The 15,647-nt window shown below is 61.2% G+C and carries 12 protein-coding genes; 8 read left to right on the top strand and 4 right to left on the bottom strand.

Features of this window, described 5'->3' with window-relative positions:
- Positions 1 to 47: 47 nt before the first annotated feature.
- Both K8U03_13285 and K8U03_13280 read left to right on the top strand, forming a co-directional pair.
- Positions 48 to 1,490: an oxidoreductase gene (locus K8U03_13285; GenBank protein ID MCE9605863.1), complete on the top strand. Its 1,443-nt coding sequence runs from the start codon at positions 48 to 50 to the stop codon at positions 1,488 to 1,490.
- Entirely contained in the window at positions 1,487 to 3,031 is a 1,545-nt protein-coding gene (locus tag K8U03_13280; GenBank protein ID MCE9605862.1) for an oxidoreductase, read from the top strand. The genes K8U03_13285 and K8U03_13280 overlap by 4 nt, the downstream gene beginning before the upstream one ends.
- 31 nt (positions 3,032 to 3,062) lie before the next feature.
- On the opposite strand, the gene K8U03_13275 is transcribed toward K8U03_13280, so the two are convergent.
- Both K8U03_13275 and K8U03_13270 read right to left on the bottom strand, forming a co-directional pair.
- Entirely contained in the window at positions 3,063 to 3,902 is an 840-nt protein-coding gene (locus K8U03_13275) for a DUF3445 domain-containing protein (GenBank protein ID MCE9605861.1), read from the bottom strand.
- A 44-nt stretch (positions 3,903 to 3,946) separates the two neighbouring features.
- Complete coding sequence (locus tag K8U03_13270) at positions 3,947 to 4,846, bottom strand: YihY/virulence factor BrkB family protein (GenBank protein MCE9605860.1); 900 nt, start codon at positions 4,844 to 4,846, stop codon at positions 3,947 to 3,949.
- A 618-nt stretch (positions 4,847 to 5,464) separates the two neighbouring features.
- On the opposite strand from K8U03_13270, the gene K8U03_13265 reads away from it, so the two are divergent.
- Together K8U03_13265 and K8U03_13260 are read left to right on the top strand one after the other, a co-directional pair.
- On the top strand, positions 5,465 to 7,288 hold the full coding sequence (locus tag K8U03_13265) for a UbiD family decarboxylase (GenBank protein MCE9605859.1): 1,824 nt from the start codon (positions 5,465 to 5,467) through the stop codon (positions 7,286 to 7,288).
- Positions 7,289 to 7,367: 79 nt separating this feature from the next.
- Positions 7,368 to 7,715, top strand: coding sequence for a divalent-cation tolerance protein CutA (locus tag K8U03_13260; protein ID MCE9605858.1), 348 nt, complete (start codon positions 7,368 to 7,370; stop codon positions 7,713 to 7,715).
- A gap of 23 nt (positions 7,716 to 7,738) precedes the next feature.
- On the opposite strand, the gene K8U03_13255 is transcribed toward K8U03_13260, so the two are convergent.
- Positions 7,739 to 8,665, bottom strand: a complete 927-nt coding sequence (locus K8U03_13255) for a lysophospholipid acyltransferase family protein (GenBank protein ID MCE9605857.1) — start codon at positions 8,663 to 8,665, stop codon at positions 7,739 to 7,741.
- A gap of 166 nt (positions 8,666 to 8,831) precedes the next feature.
- On the opposite strand from K8U03_13255, the gene K8U03_13250 reads away from it, so the two are divergent.
- Positions 8,832 to 9,734 (top strand): sugar kinase, encoded by a 903-nt coding sequence (locus K8U03_13250; protein ID MCE9605856.1) that lies wholly within the window; start codon positions 8,832 to 8,834, stop codon positions 9,732 to 9,734.
- A 37-nt stretch (positions 9,735 to 9,771) separates the two neighbouring features.
- Here K8U03_13250 and K8U03_13245 read toward each other — a convergent pair whose 3' ends face one another.
- On the bottom strand, positions 9,772 to 11,148 hold the full coding sequence (locus K8U03_13245; protein MCE9605855.1) for a TIGR01777 family oxidoreductase: 1,377 nt from the start codon (positions 11,146 to 11,148) through the stop codon (positions 9,772 to 9,774).
- A 221-nt stretch (positions 11,149 to 11,369) separates the two neighbouring features.
- Here K8U03_13245 and serC point away from each other — a divergent pair, with 221 nt between their 5' ends.
- From serC to K8U03_13230, 3 genes are all read left to right on the top strand, one after another.
- Positions 11,370 to 12,470 (top strand): 3-phosphoserine/phosphohydroxythreonine transaminase, encoded by a 1,101-nt coding sequence (serC, locus tag K8U03_13240; GenBank protein ID MCE9605854.1) that lies wholly within the window; start codon positions 11,370 to 11,372, stop codon positions 12,468 to 12,470.
- Between the two features lie 124 nt (positions 12,471 to 12,594).
- Positions 12,595 to 13,491 carry a DUF58 domain-containing protein gene (locus K8U03_13235; protein MCE9605853.1) on the top strand — a complete coding sequence of 299 codons (897 nt, stop codon included), beginning with the start codon at positions 12,595 to 12,597 and terminating at the stop codon, positions 13,489 to 13,491.
- Positions 13,492 to 13,498: 7 nt separating this feature from the next.
- On the top strand, positions 13,499 to 15,646 hold the full coding sequence (locus K8U03_13230) for a BatA domain-containing protein (protein MCE9605852.1): 2,148 nt from the start codon (positions 13,499 to 13,501) through the stop codon (positions 15,644 to 15,646).
- The last annotated feature ends 1 nt before the right edge of the window (position 15,647 follow it).

Raw genomic sequence — 15,647 nt, 5'->3', positions numbered from 1 at the left:
CGACCCGACCGCTTGTTTCGCTTCCGCAGTTCCCTACGCCGACGACTATGCCCGACGATACGCTGCTTCTGAAGATCCTCGGCGAAACGATAGTCGGCATCCCGACGTTGCTCGTGCTGCTGCTCGGCGTCACCTCGTTCATCGGCCGCCCGTTCTCCGAGCGCGTGATCGGCGGCTTGGTGCAAGTGGCCGTCGTTGCCGGCTTCGCCGCCGGGGTCGCGATCCTCGGGCTCATGCTCTCGCTCGGCACCCGACAAGTGCCGGTCGAACTCGGCAACTGGGTTCAGCTCGAGCATGGTCACGTGCATTACCATTTCGCCGTGAAGTTCGTCTTCGATCGGCTTTCCGTGCCGTTCGTGATCCTCACGTTCTTGCTTTGCGGCACGATCGGCAAGTTCGCGATTCGCTACATGCATCGCGAACAAGGCTTCAATCGGTTCTTCGCTTTATATGCGATGTTCATGCTCGGCATGATCGTCACGTCGGTCGCCGGCACGATCGAGACCCTCTTCGCCGGTTGGGAACTCGTCGGACTTTCCTCCGCCTTGTTGGTCGCCTTCTATCACGACCGGCCCGGACCCGTGCGCAACGGGCTCCGCGTCTGGTGCGTGTATCGCATCTCCGATGCCGCGCTGTTGTTCGCCTCCGTGGCGCTGCATCACATGAAAGGGGGCGGCGACTTCGCGAAGTTTCTCGGCTCGGCTCCGTGGCCCGAGGGAGATGCCACGTTGAGCGCGAGCCAAGCGTTTCTGGTCGGCTCGTTGTTAGTGATCGCCGCGGCGGGAAAATCGGCGATGGTGCCGTTCTCGGGCTGGTTGCCCCGCGCGATGGAAGGCCCGACTCCGTCGAGTGCCGTGTTCTACGGGGCCTTATCGGTCCACCTGGGTGCTTTCTTATTGTTGCGCGCGAGCCCGCTCTTGGATCTTTCCGTGAGCTTGAGCGTGGCGGTCGTGTTGCTCGGACTGACGTCGTCGATCTTCTCGGCCTTCGCCGGCCGCGTGCAAACGGATATCAAGAGCGCGCTGTCGTTCGCTTCGCTCACCCAGGTCGGCTTCATCACGGCCGAGATCGGGCTTGCGTCGCTCGTCTCGATTTGGTTCGACCCTGCGGCCGGCGAGTTCATTCGTTACTTGGCGCTGATTCATATTCTCGGGCATGGTTGCTTGCGCACGCTTCAATTCGTGCGCGCTCCCTCGCTGTTGCACGACTACCGCATTCTTGAAAACGCGATCGGCGACCACCTGCCGCATAAGTCGGGCATGTGGGAACGCCTGCTGCCGACGAAAGTTCGCATTTGGTTCTATCGCTTAGCGATCGAACGGGGTTATCTCGACGACGCTTTGGAAGCTTATTTCGTAGCGCCGCTTTTGGGAGTGTTCCGGTTCTGCGATCGTGTGGAACGGCGCTGGATCGATCTGTTGGCGGGCTCGACGAAGAACGAGCCGCGCGACTCGGAAGCGGCTTCGGCCGGCCTGGAGGAGATGCAATGAAAGAGCTGCATTTCCCCTTTATCGAGTGCGCGATTCTCGTTCCGCTGCTCGGCGCGCTGTTCGTCGCGCGGATGAAGAATCCGTTCGAAGCTCGGAAATGGTCGGTCGTGTTTACCGGTATCGCGTTTTGTTGCGCCGTCGGCGCTTGGCAAGATTTCGGGTGGCTGCAAGCGGCTCAAGCGGCCGGCCAGGAAGCGATCGACGCCGAAGATCGTTGGCATGTGATGACGGAAATATTCGGTCGCGAAATCTTCGTGATCGACCAATTGAGCGCCCCGCTCTTGCCGCTAGCGGCCTTGCTGTATTTCCTCACGACGTTCGCCACGCTGCGCACCAAGATTCGGCGGTTCTCCTTCTCTTGGATGCTCGTCGGCGAAGCGATTCTACTTGCTACGTTCAGCTGCAAGATTCCGTGGGGGATCGTCGCGCTGCTCATGCTCGGAACCTTGCCGCCGTATATCGAGATCCGGGCGCGCGGAGGCTCCTCGCGTGTCTTTGCGATCCACATGGGTCTGTTCATCGCGCTCTTGTTGTTCGGTTGGTGGCGAATCGAAGCGGAAGGAACTCAGGGCGTGCCGTCGCTCGTCGCCGTGCTGCCGCTGTTGGCCGCGGTGCTGATTCGCAGCGGCGTCGCTCCGTTTCACACCTGGATGGTCGACCTGTTCGATCGAGCGACGTTCGGCTCCGCACTCCTCTTCGTCACGCCGATGGTCGGGGCCTACGCCGCGGTCCGGCTCGTTCTCCCCGTCGCATCCGACGAGGTGTTGCGTGCCATCGGGTTGATCTCGCTCGTCACCGCCGTCTATGCGGCCGGCATGGCGCTTGTGCAGCGTGAAGCTCGGCGTTTCTTTTGCTACTTATTCCTCAGCCACTCCTCGCTCGTCCTCGTCGGCCTCGAGATCGTCACGCCGATCGGCCTCACCGGCGCGCTCTGCGTTTGGCTCTCGATCGGGGTTTCGCTCGGGGGCTTCGGCCTGACTTTGCGGGCGCTCGAATCGCGCCGCGGTCGGCTCTCGCTCGTCGAATTTCAAGGTCTCTACGACCACACGCCCGAGCTCGCCGGTTGCTTCGTGCTTACCGGGCTTGCCAGCGTCGGGTTCCCGGGCACGGCCGGCTTCATCGGCACCGAGCTTTTGGTCGACGGTGCGGTCGGCGTTTATCCGTCGATCGGCTTGGCGGTCGTCGTCGCGGCGGCGTTGAACGGCATCGCGCTCGTCAAAGCGTATTTCGTGCTGTTCACGGGAACGCGTTACGCCTCCAGCGTTTCGCTTGCCATCGGGCCGCGCGAAAAGCTCGCCGTGTTGTCGCTCGCCGCACTCATCATCGTCGGCGGCTTCATTCCGCAATACAACGTTCGCTCTCGGTATCATGCCGCGGAAGATATTCTCACACATCGCAATGCCTTGCTCACCGAACCGCCGCTACCCGAAGCGTGGTACGACGACGTCGACGATGATGATCACGACGACGACGACAAGCACGACGGCGTGCATCGGGGCGATCGCGCCGGCCCGCACGGCACGATACCGAAACGGGATTAAGCATCGTCGCAGCTTCGCTGCGGCGTTTCGTTCAGCGAGCCGCGGCGTCGCGCAAGAATCCGATCAGCCGCGCTCGCATCGCGAGGAAGTTCTTATAGGCCGCCGCCTCGTCGGACATCGTTTCAAGCGTGCGAGCGAAGCGCGCCGACGCCGTCGCATCGAGAAGCAGATCTCCCAGCGGCACCGATTCGATTCGGATTCCGAACAACACCGCGCCGCTCTGCGGCAGACGCAGCAAGATCTGATGTTCGAGCCGAATCCAGACTTCGTCGGCCGGCGTTTCGGCGTCGAGCCGCGGCCAGTTCGATGTTGCGTGCTGGAGAGATGTGTGTTGGTTCCGCGCAGGGGTGCGGCTCAAGCTCCAATTCTCGCGCGTCCAGGAATCGCCGGGCGCAAGTTTTTCGAGAAACCGATCGACCTGCCGGCCGAGCACTTCGTTGAGGCCCGGCACGGGAGCATGTACTTCCGCCATCGGCAGCCCCAGCTTATCGGCCAGGGCCCACGAGCTCGGAAAGCAGACGACACCGCCGACGACCCGATGCGCGCCGCCGGCCGCAGGCAACAGCCAAACGAGATCCGGCTCCCAAGCAGATCCTAGGGCCGTGAGCGCGGTTCGTGGTTCCCGAGAGTGCAGCTCAGGAATCGTGATCCCGAGCGATTGCGCGAGCGCTACCGTTTCCCGCAGAGACGGTTCCCCTTCCGGCAACAACAGCGCGTACTTCTCCGGCTCGTCGGCAAGCAGCCGCGCGCGTTCGGGCAAGAGCGTACCGGTCTCATCGCGCGAGGCGAAGTAGTTCGCCACGTCGCCGGGGCGCACTCCCATCGTCCAGCGATGGTTCGAGTCGGGAAAAATGCGGAGCCAGTCAGGCATGACGACGTCGAATCGCAAAAGAGGAAAGATAACTCGGAGCCCGCTCAGCGGCGCGCTTTCGCCGGCTTCTTTTTGTACGCCACTTCGGTCGGTGGCACTTCCGCGCCGCGGCGCTTCGAGTAAACATGCGTGAGCTCGGCGCCGAAGAAGAGAATCTGCGCCGAGTAATAAATCCAGACGACGAGCACCACGAGCGACCCCGCTGCTCCGTAGGCCGAGCTGAGCCCGCTCTTAACGATATAGAGCCCGATCAAGAACTTGCCGATCGTGAACAGCGAGGCCGTGAGCAAGGCCCCGCTCCAGACATCGCGCCACGGGACTTTAGCGTCGGGCAGGATCTTAAAGATCATCGCGAAGAGCAATGTCGCGAGGACGAACGCCGCGAGCATGGTCAGCCAATGCTCCAGCGGTTGGATGTTCGGCCAAGAATCGTTGACGAAAGTGCCGGCCGCCGTGACGATCGTGCCGATCACCATCGACGTGAGCATGAGAAAGCCGGTGCCGAGCACCAAGCAAAACGAAAGAAAGCGGTAGCGAAGCATCGTCCAGAGCGCGGCGTTCGGCTTGGGCTGCACCCCCCAAATCGTATTCAGCGCGGCTTGCACTTCGCCGAACGCTCCCGACGCGCCGAACAGCAGCGTCCCCAGGCCGAGCAACGTCGCGAGCAAACTTCCTTCGGCCGGGCGGCGTTTCGCGAGCATCGTTTCGACCGCCTTGGCTCCCTCGTTGCCGACGGCCCGTCGCACTTCGTCGACGAGGTACTTGCGCACTTCATCGGCATCGAGAAACGTTTCGCCGATCGCAATGGTGAAGACGAGCAAAGGGGCGAGCGAAAGGATACTGTAAAACGCAAACGAGGCCCCGAGCCGTGTGGAGTTGTGGTCGACGAAATCGACGACCGCTTCCTTCAGCATCGACCATGCGCTATGCAGTTTTCCGTTCATCGCTCACGACCCCTCGCACACGGCTCTCTCGAAATCCGCCCGCTTCCGGCAATCGGATGCCGAAAGATTCAGCATTCCGCGTGCCGGCAGCGGAAAACACCCTGTCGCTTAACTATAGCACGGAATGCGTTTGCCTCTTGGCGTCGGATGAGATGACGCCTGTCGGTTTTTCGGCGTACTGCTAGAATGACGGGCCGCATTTTTTTAAGGAGCGCGTTATCGCAAAGCAACAGAATACCGTAGCGAAGAAGATCCGCGAGCAGGAACAGAAGCGCAAAGCGGACGACAAACGATTGAAACGGGTGAAGCGACAAGAACTAAAAGCCGCACAGTCACCATAAGTACAGTCGCCATAAGCACAGCTGCCGTAAATTTTCTAAGGAGCGATATATCGCGAATCCCAATAAGATGTCGGCGAAGAAGATCGAAGAACAGAAGGCTAAACGCCTCTCGACCCAAAAACGAGGCAAGCTCGAGAAGCGCCAAGACAGACGCGACGCAAAGCACGATTGAGCGATTGCGTGAACACCGCCGTCGCGACAAACGTCGCGTTGGAATCTATAAGCCGGAGAACTGGTTCGTAGCGATCGACTCCACAGAACGGGATCTCCGACCATTATGGGTTACCGCACGCTTCGTGAATGCGTCGACGATCTGGCGACGTCGGGCCGACTAATTCGGATCGACGACGAGATCGATCCGCGCCTCGAAGCGGCCGCGATTCAACGACGGGTCTACCAAGCCGGAGGACCGGCGATTTACTTTTCGCGGCTCAAGGGTTGCCGCTTCCCGGCCGTCTCGAACCTGTTCGGCACCATCGAACGGACGCGCTATCTTTTTCGCGATACGTTGGCGCAAGTCGAGCAGTTGATTCGGCTGAAGATCGATCCCGCGCGCGACATGACACGCCCTTGGCGTTATCTCTCGGCGGTGCCCGCGGCGCTGCGGATGCTGCCGCGTTACGTGCGCACCGGCCCGGCGCTCGCGCACGAAACGACGATCTCCGCGCTGCCGCCGATCGTGAGTTGGCCCGACGATGGCGGCCCGTTCGTGACGCTGCCGCAGGTCTATACGGAACATCCCGAGCGGCGCGGATGGCAACGCTCGAACCTCGGCATGTATCGGATCCAACTTTCCGGCAATCGCTACGAGCGAGACCGCGAAGTCGGGCTGCACTATCAACTGCATCGCGGCATCGGCGTGCATCACACGGCCGCGCGCCGGCGCGGCGAACCGCTGCGCGTCTCGATCTTCGTCGGTGGTCCGCCGGCGATGACCGTCGCGGCGGTGATGCCGCTGCCGGAAGCGATTCCCGAAGTGTCGTTCGCCGGTGCGCTCGGAGGTCGGCGCATTCCGTTGATCCGCCCGGCGCAAGGGCCGGCGATTCACGCCGAGGCCGACTTCGTCATCACCGGCACGATCGACCCGGATCGGACGTTGCCCGAAGGCCCTTTCGGCGACCATCTCGGCTACTACGCGAAGACGCACGACTTTCCGGTCTTGCGTGTCGACAAGGTTTATCATCGCCCGGACCCGATCTGGCCGTTTACGGTCGTCGGCCGGCCGCCGCAAGAAGACACTTCGTTCGGCGCGTTCATTCACGAACTCACCGGGCCGATCATCCCGACCGTCATTCCGGGCGTGCATGGCGTGCATGCGGTCGATGCGGCCGGAGTGCATCCGTTGCTGCTCGCGCTCGGCAGCGAACGGTACATGCCTTACGCCGAGTTGCGCAGGCCGCAAGAATTGCTGACGCAAGCCAACGCGATTCTCGGACAAGGTCAGATGTCGCTCGCGAAGTATTTGATGATCGCCGCGCGCGACGACGCTCCGGCGCTCGAGCTTCACGATATCGCCGGCTTCTTCCGCCACCTGCTGGAGCGGATCGATTGGACGCGCGACCTCCATTTCCAAACCCAAACGACGATCGACACGCTCGACTACAGCGGCACCGGGCTGAACGAAGGATCGAAGGTCGTCCTCGCGGCAGTCGGCCCGAAGCGGCGCACATTGCCGACCGAGCTTCCGAGCGATCCGAGTGAACTAAAGCTCGGCGACGGCTTCGAGAACCCGCGCGTGGCGCTGCCGGGAGTACTGGTCTTGGAAGGCGGAAACACCTCGGCTGAGAAGTTTTGCGGTCGGTTCACGCCCGACGATCCGATCAACCGCTGGCCGCTCGTCGTGATCGTCGACGATGCGGAGTTCGCGGCCCGATCGTTGAATAATTTTCTGTGGACGACGTTCACGCGCTCGAATCCGGCGACCGATACTTACGGTATCGGAGAGTTTACTCGGGATAAACATTGGGGCTGCCGCGGCTCGCTGGTGATCGATGCGCGGATCAAACCGCATCACGCGCCGCCGCTCATTGAAGACGCGGCAGTGACGCGGAAAGTCGATGCATTGGCCGCTCCGGGCGGGCCGTTGCGGGGAATTATCTAGAAAATTCACACGTCGTCTGGTACTTCGGCTTCCTACACAATACATTCGGCCGCATCACGATTCTTATTCGAGAGTAGCCATGATCGAAGCGATTCAGATCGTCACGACGTTTTCCAACCGCACGGCCGGCGAAGAAGTCGGTCTGGAATTGGTACGTCGCGGGCTGGTCGCATGCGCGCAGGTCGGCGGCCCGATCGCGAGCATGTATCGCTGGCACGGCCAAATCGAAACGACGGAAGAGTGGACGCTGACTCTCAAGACGCGCCGCGATCGGTTCGACGCCGTCGCGACGGCGATTCGCGAGTTGCATACCTACGAGATGCCCGAGATCGTGGCGTTCGACATCGTGGCGACCAGCGCCGCCTACCTGCAATGGATCGAAGAAAACGTCGGCAGTGCGGAGCGAATCGTCGGCGAGTCGGCTTGAGAGCGAACTAGCTTGCGGCTGTGTTAGCTTGCGACGTCGACCTTCTTTTTCTTCTTCTCGCGCTTGTCGCGCCAGCGGCGATGGAGCCACCAGTATTGGTCGGGCGTTTCGCGGATGAATTTTTCGAATTCATGCGTGAACCATTGCGTTACCGCTTTGACGTTTTGCATTTCCGGCGGCGCGGTTCGTGGATCGAAGACGGCATGTGCATACTGCGTGAAGTGCATCGGCCCGCCGGTTCGCTTGCAGGAGACGACGACGAGCGGAATGTCGTTGCCGAGCGAGAGGAGCGCGATCGCTTTGTGTGCGCTGGCGGGCCTGCCGAAAAAGTCGACCCAGCAACCCTTCGAGCCGGCGTATTGATCGGCCAAGATGCCGACGATGCCGCCGTCGCCGAGCACTTTCATCAGTCGCTCGGAGCCTCCTTCTTTCGGAATGAGATGTTGTCCCGTCGCGCCGCGAAAGCGGCCGATGAACGCTTCGAGATACGGGTTGTCGAGCGTTCGCGCGACGGAGTACGTCGGGAAGCCGGTCAGGCCGGAGTTGTAGCCGAGCATCTCGAAGACCCCGAAATGCGCGGTGACGAAGATTACGCCGCGCTTGTCGAACATCGTCCGGCCGAACACGTCGCGATTTCTAAAATCGATGAAGTCGCGATAGTTGGTGATGCGGATGCGCCGCGGCGCTTGCGTCACTTCGGCTGCGAAGAGAAACAGATGGACCCACATCCGGCGGCGGCACTTCTGCCGGCGCTCCGCGTTCCACTTGGGAAACGCGAGTCGAAGATTCTCGTCAACCGTCTGACCGCGCACGTTCAGCACGTCGCCGCAGAGCCAAGCGAGCGCGCGCGCCAGCGCATGGCACGTCTCGGGGCGAAGCGTTTGCAAGGCGCAAACGAAGACCCTCGCGACGAAATACTCGACGAGATGGCGAAGTTTCAGCGGGTTCACGAGACCGATCGCGAGAGACGGAGAAGCCGTATGCCGGCATATCTTAGGCGCTTTTCCCGTTCGCGGCCAAGTCGACTCCTTGCACAGACGCCGCCGGGAGAGATAATTTCGCACAATCCGCGATAACTAACTTCGCTTATCCGTTTCAGCTTCGGGAGTGCTCGGTATGTCTCTGCTCGTCGTCGGTTCGGTCGCTTTCGATAGTGTCGAAACTCCTACGGCCAAGCGCGACAACGTCGTCGGCGGTTCGGCGACGTTCTTCTCCTACGCCGCAGGCTACTTCACGCCGGTGAGCCTCGTCGCGGAAGTCGGCGAAGATTGGCCGGAAGAACATACGAAGCTGCTCCGGTCGCAGCAGGTGAACACCGACGGCTTGCGCGTCGTGCCGGGAGCGAAGACGTTTCGCTGGCGCGGGAAGTACATGCCGAACATGAACGACCGTGAGACGCTCGAAGTGCAACTGAACGTCTTCGAGACGTTCAACCCGAAGCTCTCCGACGCCGAAAAGAAAAGCAAGTTCGTGTTCCTCGCAAACGGCTCGCCGATCATGCAGCTCAACACGCTCGAGCAAGTCGAGAAGCCGGCACTGAGCGTTTGCGACACGATGGATTTGTGGATCAATATCCAACGCGAGCCCCTCTTGAAGCTGCTGAAACGCATCGACGGGATCGTGCTCAACGACAGCGAAGCCAAGCTGCTTACCGGCCACGAAAACCTCGTCCGCGCAGGACAAGAAGTCCGCAAGCTCGGGCCGAAGTTCGTCATCGTCAAGAAAGGGGAACACGGCGCGATGTTCTGCGGCGAGAACGAAACGTATGTCTTGCCGGCGTTCCCGACGTCGAACGTCGTCGACCCAACCGGAGCAGGTGACAGCTTCGCAGGAGGAATGATGGGCTACTTGGCAGCGAAGGGAAACTTCGAGCCTCGCACGCTTAAAGAAGCGCTCGCCTACGGCACGATCGTCGCGAGCTACAACGTCGAAGATTTCAGCCTCGACCGGATGAAGCAAATCAAACGTGCAGATCTCGACCAACGGATGACGGAATACAAGCAGATGTTGGCGTTTTAACGAGGCGTTAACGCATACGCATTCGCTAACGAACGCGTTACGCGCGGCCGAGTAAGTGCCGTAGCGCCGGCTCAAGCTCTGCGAATCGAAACGGGTAATCGCTCGCTTGCAACCGGCGCGGCAACACGCGCTGTCCCGCGAGCAGCAGTTCGTCGGCCATCTGTCCTAAGGCGAGCCGTGCGGCAAACGCCGGGAGCGGGAAGATCGTCGGTCGACGCAAAACTCTGCCGAGCACGCGCGTAAACTCTCGGTTCGTGACCGGATGCGGACTCACGACGTTCGTCGGACCCGCGATGCTCTCGGTGAACAGCGCATGATGGATCGCGCCGATGACGTCGTCGAGCGCGATCCAACTCATCCACTGCTTGCCGCTGCCGATGCGTCCCCCTGCGCCGACGAGAAACGGCGGCAGCATCTTCGCCAAGGCTCCGCCGGACCCCGACAAAATCACGCCGAAGCGCAGATTGACCGTGCGAATCCCGGCGTCGCGCGCCGGTTCGGTCGCTGCTTCCCAGGCCGCGCAGACATCGGCGAGAAAGCCCTGGCCGCGCGGCGAGCTTTCGTCGCACTGCTCATCACCGCGGTCGCCGTAAAAACCGACGGCCGAGGCACAGAGGAAAACCTTCGGTGGGTTCTTGAGCTTCGCGAGGGTTTCGGCGAGCAAGCGCGTCCCGAGCGTGCGGCTCTCTAAGATCTTTTTCTTCTGCGCATCGCTCCAGCGACTGCTCGCAATGTTTTCGCCCGCGAGATGCACCACGGCATCGAACCCTTCGAGCGACGAAGGATCGATCTCGCCGGCCTCGGGATCCCAACGAATACCGCCGCGCGAGCTCGCGGCCCGCGCGAGCCGCAAGACGGTGTGGCCGCCGGAGGTGAGCATCGGCAGCAGCGCCGCGCCGACCATTCCGTTCGAGCCGCTGAGCAGCACTCGCAACGGCGCGCGGCCGGCGAAGCGATGATGGGCCGCGATGTCGTCGGACGTAATGCGATGGCGATACTTGAAGTTCCGTCGCAGCTTTCGCTCGACCGCGCGGCCGGCAACGAGGTTGCTCACCGCACCCATCGGCAACGCATACTCGATTCGGTCGACCAGCCGGCAATGGCCGGAACCTTCCGGAGTGAACTGATGCAGATGTTCCCATTCGGCGAACGGTCCGGCGACTTGGCGATCGCAGAACTGCCGGCCTTCGATATAGTCGACGTGCTCGGCGATCCACTGTTGCCACACCGGCCCGATCTTCAAGCGGATCGTGAGGCGATCGCCATCGCGAATGGTTCCTTTTTGGTCGATGGCTTCGACCCGCTCCCAAGGGGGCGTTAGGCGTTGGAAAGCTCCCGGTCGCGCATGCCATGCAAACGTCTCTTCGGCGGAAGCCGCGACTTGGGAAGAATGCGTGAATTGCCGGGTTTTCATGAGAGGGTCTTCGTAGGACTGGTCAACGTCGTGCGAGAAAGTGTATCTTAGGAGGTTTCCGCTGCCGTAAGCGAAAGACGATTGTTTTTCGCGTTGGTCGCCCTACCGTCGTCGAGCCGCGTCGAGGCGTAACAGGTTCCGCCGCCGCCTATCACGACCTGGTAAGACGCCGACCGTAACCTGGCAGCCCGACGCCGCCCATTTCGAGAGTTTTCCGCATCATGGATAAGCGAGTCTACAACTTTTCCCCCGGTCCTGCGACGCTCCCTCTCTCCGTTCTCCAGGAAGCGCAACGCGACCTGCTCAGTCTGCCGGGCCTCGGCGTATCGGCCTTGGAAATCAGCCACCGCTGTCCGTGGTTCGATAAGGTGCTCGAAGAGACGGAAGCGAATTTGCGCGACTTGCTGAAGATTCCCGCGAATTTCAAAGTCTTGTTCATGCAAGGGGGAAGTCGGCTTCAGTTCTCGATGGTGCCGATGAACTTGCTGCCGGAAGGCCAATCGGCCGACTACATCGTCACCGGCGCATGGAGCAAAATGGGGCTCGACGAAGCGAAGAAGTTCGGAACCGTACGGAACGTGTACGACGCGAAAGCGACGAACTACGATCGCCTTCCCGCGGCCGGCGAATCGAAGGTCGACCCGAAAGCCGCGTATGCCTACTTCACGTCGAACGAAACGATCCAAGGCGTGCAGTTTCTCGACGAACCGGAAACCGGCAGCGCCACGCCCGGCGCCATCCCGCTCGTGTGCGATGCGTCGAGCGACTTCCTTTGCCGCCCGTTGCCGATGGACCGCTACGGCTTGATCTATTCGTGCGCTCAGAAGAACTCGGGCCCTGCCGGCGTGACGACCGTGATCGTGCGCGAAGACTTGCTCGCTCGTTCGAGCGAGAAGCTGCCGACGATGATGAACTACGCGCTCTATGCGAAAGAGAAGTCGCTCTTGAACACGCCGCCCGTGTTCGCGATCTACATCATGCTGCTCGTCACGCGCTGGCTGAAGAACGACATCGGCGGGCTCGACAAGATGCTCGCGCACAACAAGAAGAAAGCGAAGCTGCTCTACGACGTGATCGACGCTTCCGAAGGCTTCTATACGGGCCATGCCCAGAAGAACAGCCGCTCGTTGATGAACGTCACCTTCAAGCTTCCCGACGAGGAAACGCAAAAGCGCTTCATCAAGGGAGCCGAAGCTCGCGATCTGCACTACTTGCCGGGCCATCGCTCGGTCGGCGGCATCCGCGCGTCGATCTACAACGCGATGCCGATCGAAGGGGTCGAAGCGCTCGCCGGCTTCATGCAGGAATTCCGGAAGAAATAGCGCAAAAATCAGAAACCAGAAACTAGAAACCAGAAAGTAGGTGCGGACGGTACTCATGTCCTAATGCTCTCCTCTTCTGGTTTCCAAATTCTAGTTTCTGGTTTTTGACTTCTGGTTTTCTCCCATGTCCGCCGCGGAAAAGTATCTTAAGCCGGAAGTCGCGCGACAGATCTCCCGGCTCGATCTTCGCGCGCAGTTCATCGTCAAAGGCTTCTTGCAAGGGCTGCACGCGAGCCCCTTTCAAGGCTTCTCCGTCGAGTTCAGCGAACATCGCAAATATACGGCCGGCGACAATCCGGCCGATATCGATTGGCTCGTCTTCGCGAAGACCGACAAGTATTACGTCAAAAAGTTCGAAGCCGAAACGAACATCACCGGCTACTTGGTGATCGATCTCAGCGGATCGATGGGCTACACCTATCAAGGCGAGACGACGAAGTTCGACTACGCCGTTTGCATCGCCGCCGCGCTGTGCTACCTGATGGTGCATCAGCAAGACCCGGTCGGACTCGTCACGTTCGACGAACGGATTCGCGCGAGCATTCCGCCCCGCTCGAAACGAACGCAGCTCGGCACCGTCCTGTCGATCCTCGCCAACCTCAAGCCGAGCGGCAAGACCGACATTGCGAAGTGTTTGATTCAAGTCGCGGCGATGCTTCGGCACCGCAGCCTCGTCATGATCTTCAGCGACTTGTTGACCGATCCGGAACCGGTCGTGAAGTCGTTGCAACGGCTCCGCCACGGCGGACACGACGTCATCTTGTTCCACATTCTCGATGAAGCGGAAGTGAAGTTTCCGTTCCACGGCATCTGCGAATTCGAGGAACCGGAGTCGCAAGATCGGTTGCTCGTCGATGCCGATTCGTACCGCGTCGACTACCTGCGCGAGATCGACAAGTTTCGCGAAACCTATCGTCGCGAGTGCGCGCAAAGCGGCGTCGACTACGTGCCGATCGATACCGGCATGCAATTCGATAAGGCGCTCACGGGCTATCTCGTCGGCCGGCGAGCACGCGGATAGGCGACCCATGGAATTCATGCATCCCGGAATGTTGTTCGGAGCCTTAGCGGCCGGAATTCCGGTCGTGCTGCATCTAATGATGCGCCAGCGTCCGCGACAGTTGGAGTTTCCTGCGCTCCGTTTCTTGCAAGCGCGGCAAACTTCGAACCGCCGCACGCTTAAGCTGCGGCATCTGTTGTTGTTGTTACTGCGCATGGCGGCGCTCGCGCTCTTGGCCTTTGCGCTGGCACGGCCGAGCGCGAAGCTCTTCGGAATGCTCGGCGATGAAGAAGGCCCGGTTACGGCCGTGCTGGTGTTCGATACTTCGTCGCGCATGAGTTACACGGCGGAGAAGCGCACCCGCCTGGAAGCGGCGCGCGAATTCGCCGACAAGCTGCTCGCTTCGTTGCCGGCCAAGAGCGAGATCGGCATTCTCGATACCTCGACTCCATCGCGTGTGTATGAAGCCGACATGACGATCGCCCGCGAGCGAATCGCGCAGCTGAAAACCGGCGGTCGCGGAGTGCCGCTCGCGGCGACCTGCGAGAGCGCCGCCGAGCTTTTGCGCGAAGCGAAGTACCCGCGCAAGGAGCTCTACGTCTTCACCGACTTCTCCGTCGGTGCGTGGTCGGGCAATCGCGCCGGCGATTGGGCGCAGCGGGCCGTCGACGGCGGAGTCGCGAAGGTCGAGTTCATCGACGTCGGTGCCGAGAAGCCGGTCGATTACGCTTTGGGTAATCTCGCGCTGTCCGATCAGATGCTCGTTCGCAATCGGCCGTTGTTGGTGTCGTCGGCCGTTTCCGCCATCGGCGCAGGAACGAAGCGGATCGTGCGCTTGCTCGTTATCGATCCGCAAACCGGGAAGCTCGCGGAACGAGGTGTGCAAGAAGTCGACCTCGCAGCCGATGAAACGAAGGAAGTGAGCTTCACGATCGGCAGCCTCGACCTCGGCACGCATCAAGGGGAGTTGCGGATCGACGATGCCGATAGTTTGCCCGAGAATAATGTGCGCTACTTCACGGTCAACGTCCGCTCGGCCCCGCGCATTCTCGTCGCCGCGCCGAACCCCGTTGCGACTCGCGCGGCGTACTACACGCAAGCGATCGCCGGCCGCGAGCTGCAGGTGAACGGGATCGCGCCGTACGATGTTTTCTACGGCACTTACGACAAGCTCGCCGAAGAAGACTTCCACAAGTATTCGGCGCTCGTGCTGCTCGATCCGCCGCCCCTGGCCGACACGCTGTGGCAACAGATCGAAGCCTACGCGCGCGGCGGCGGCGGAACGGCCCTCTTTCTCGGGCCCGACGCGCAGCCGTCGAAATTCAACACCGAAATTCCACAGACGGTGCTCGCCGGCAAGCTCGGCATTCAGGCGCGCTATCCGCAGGGGGATCTTTATTTCTGGCCCGACGCCGATCAGCATCCGCTCTTGGCCGATTTCAAACCGGTGAAAAGTTCGACGCCGTGGGAAGACTTTCCGGTCTATCGTTATTGGCAGCTCACCCCTGCCGAAGGAACGACGTTCGTCGCGCCGTATAACAACGATGCGCCGGCGATCGTCGAACGTCCGATCGGACTCGGCCGCGCGCTGACCATCACGACGCCGATCTCGGAGCCGACGGACTTGCCCGAAGATGATCGTTGGAACTTGCTGCCGATCGGTCCGAGGCCTTGGCCGTTCGTGGTGTTGATGAACGGCGTGACGACTTACTTGGTCGGCCGCGACGATCCGGTGAACTATCTCGCGCAGGAAGCGGCGATCGTGCGACTCGATCCGACGAAGCGCTTCGAGACGTATCTCGTCACGCGGCGCAACGCCGATGTGCCGCCGTTGCGCTTGGCCGCCGATTTGAAACGGAACCGGCTCACGGTGCCCATTACCGATGCGGCCGGCAACTACCGCGTGCAAGCCGGCGGTTCGGCCGACGGCGTCGATCTTGGGTTCAGCGTCAATCTCCCTGCCGACGGCGAATCGCTGCGCCGCATCGATGCCGCGCGATTGGAAAAACTGTTCGCCGACGTACCGCATGCGACCGTCAAGAAATTTGCCGAGCTCCGTCGAGAGTCGAATCCCGATCGTGCCGGACGGGAACTGTTTCCGATTTTGATCTGCACCGTGGCCGTCGTGTTGGGGCTCGAGCAAGTGTTGGCGAACCGATTCTACAAGCGCGGATAGC

It is taken from the genome of Planctomycetia bacterium (assembly GCA_021413845.1).
In the GTDB taxonomy this organism is placed as follows: Bacteria; Planctomycetota; Planctomycetia; order Pirellulales; family PNKZ01; genus PNKZ01.
The sequence above is the reverse complement of the archived record's forward strand: the minus strand, read 5'-3'. Positions and strand labels throughout refer to the sequence as shown.

Coding starts and splice junctions, on each gene's coding strand:
- K8U03_13285 (MCE9605863.1), top strand. CDS start 48: ATGCCCGACGATACGCTGCTTCTGAAGATCCTCGGCGAAACGATAGTC.
- K8U03_13280 (MCE9605862.1), top strand. CDS start 1,487: ATGAAAGAGCTGCATTTCCCCTTTATCGAGTGCGCGATTCTCGTTCCG.
- K8U03_13275 (MCE9605861.1), bottom strand. CDS start 3,902: ATGCCTGACTGGCTCCGCATTTTTCCCGACTCGAACCATCGCTGGACG.
- K8U03_13270 (MCE9605860.1), bottom strand. CDS start 4,846: ATGAACGGAAAACTGCATAGCGCATGGTCGATGCTGAAGGAAGCGGTC.
- K8U03_13265 (MCE9605859.1), top strand. CDS start 5,465: ATGGGTTACCGCACGCTTCGTGAATGCGTCGACGATCTGGCGACGTCG.
- K8U03_13260 (MCE9605858.1), top strand. CDS start 7,368: ATGATCGAAGCGATTCAGATCGTCACGACGTTTTCCAACCGCACGGCC.
- K8U03_13250 (MCE9605856.1), top strand. CDS start 8,832: ATGTCTCTGCTCGTCGTCGGTTCGGTCGCTTTCGATAGTGTCGAAACT.
- K8U03_13245 (MCE9605855.1), bottom strand. CDS start 11,148: ATGAAAACCCGGCAATTCACGCATTCTTCCCAAGTCGCGGCTTCCGCC.
- serC (MCE9605854.1), top strand. CDS start 11,370: ATGGATAAGCGAGTCTACAACTTTTCCCCCGGTCCTGCGACGCTCCCT.
- K8U03_13235 (MCE9605853.1), top strand. CDS start 12,595: ATGTCCGCCGCGGAAAAGTATCTTAAGCCGGAAGTCGCGCGACAGATC.
- K8U03_13230 (MCE9605852.1), top strand. CDS start 13,499: ATGGAATTCATGCATCCCGGAATGTTGTTCGGAGCCTTAGCGGCCGGA.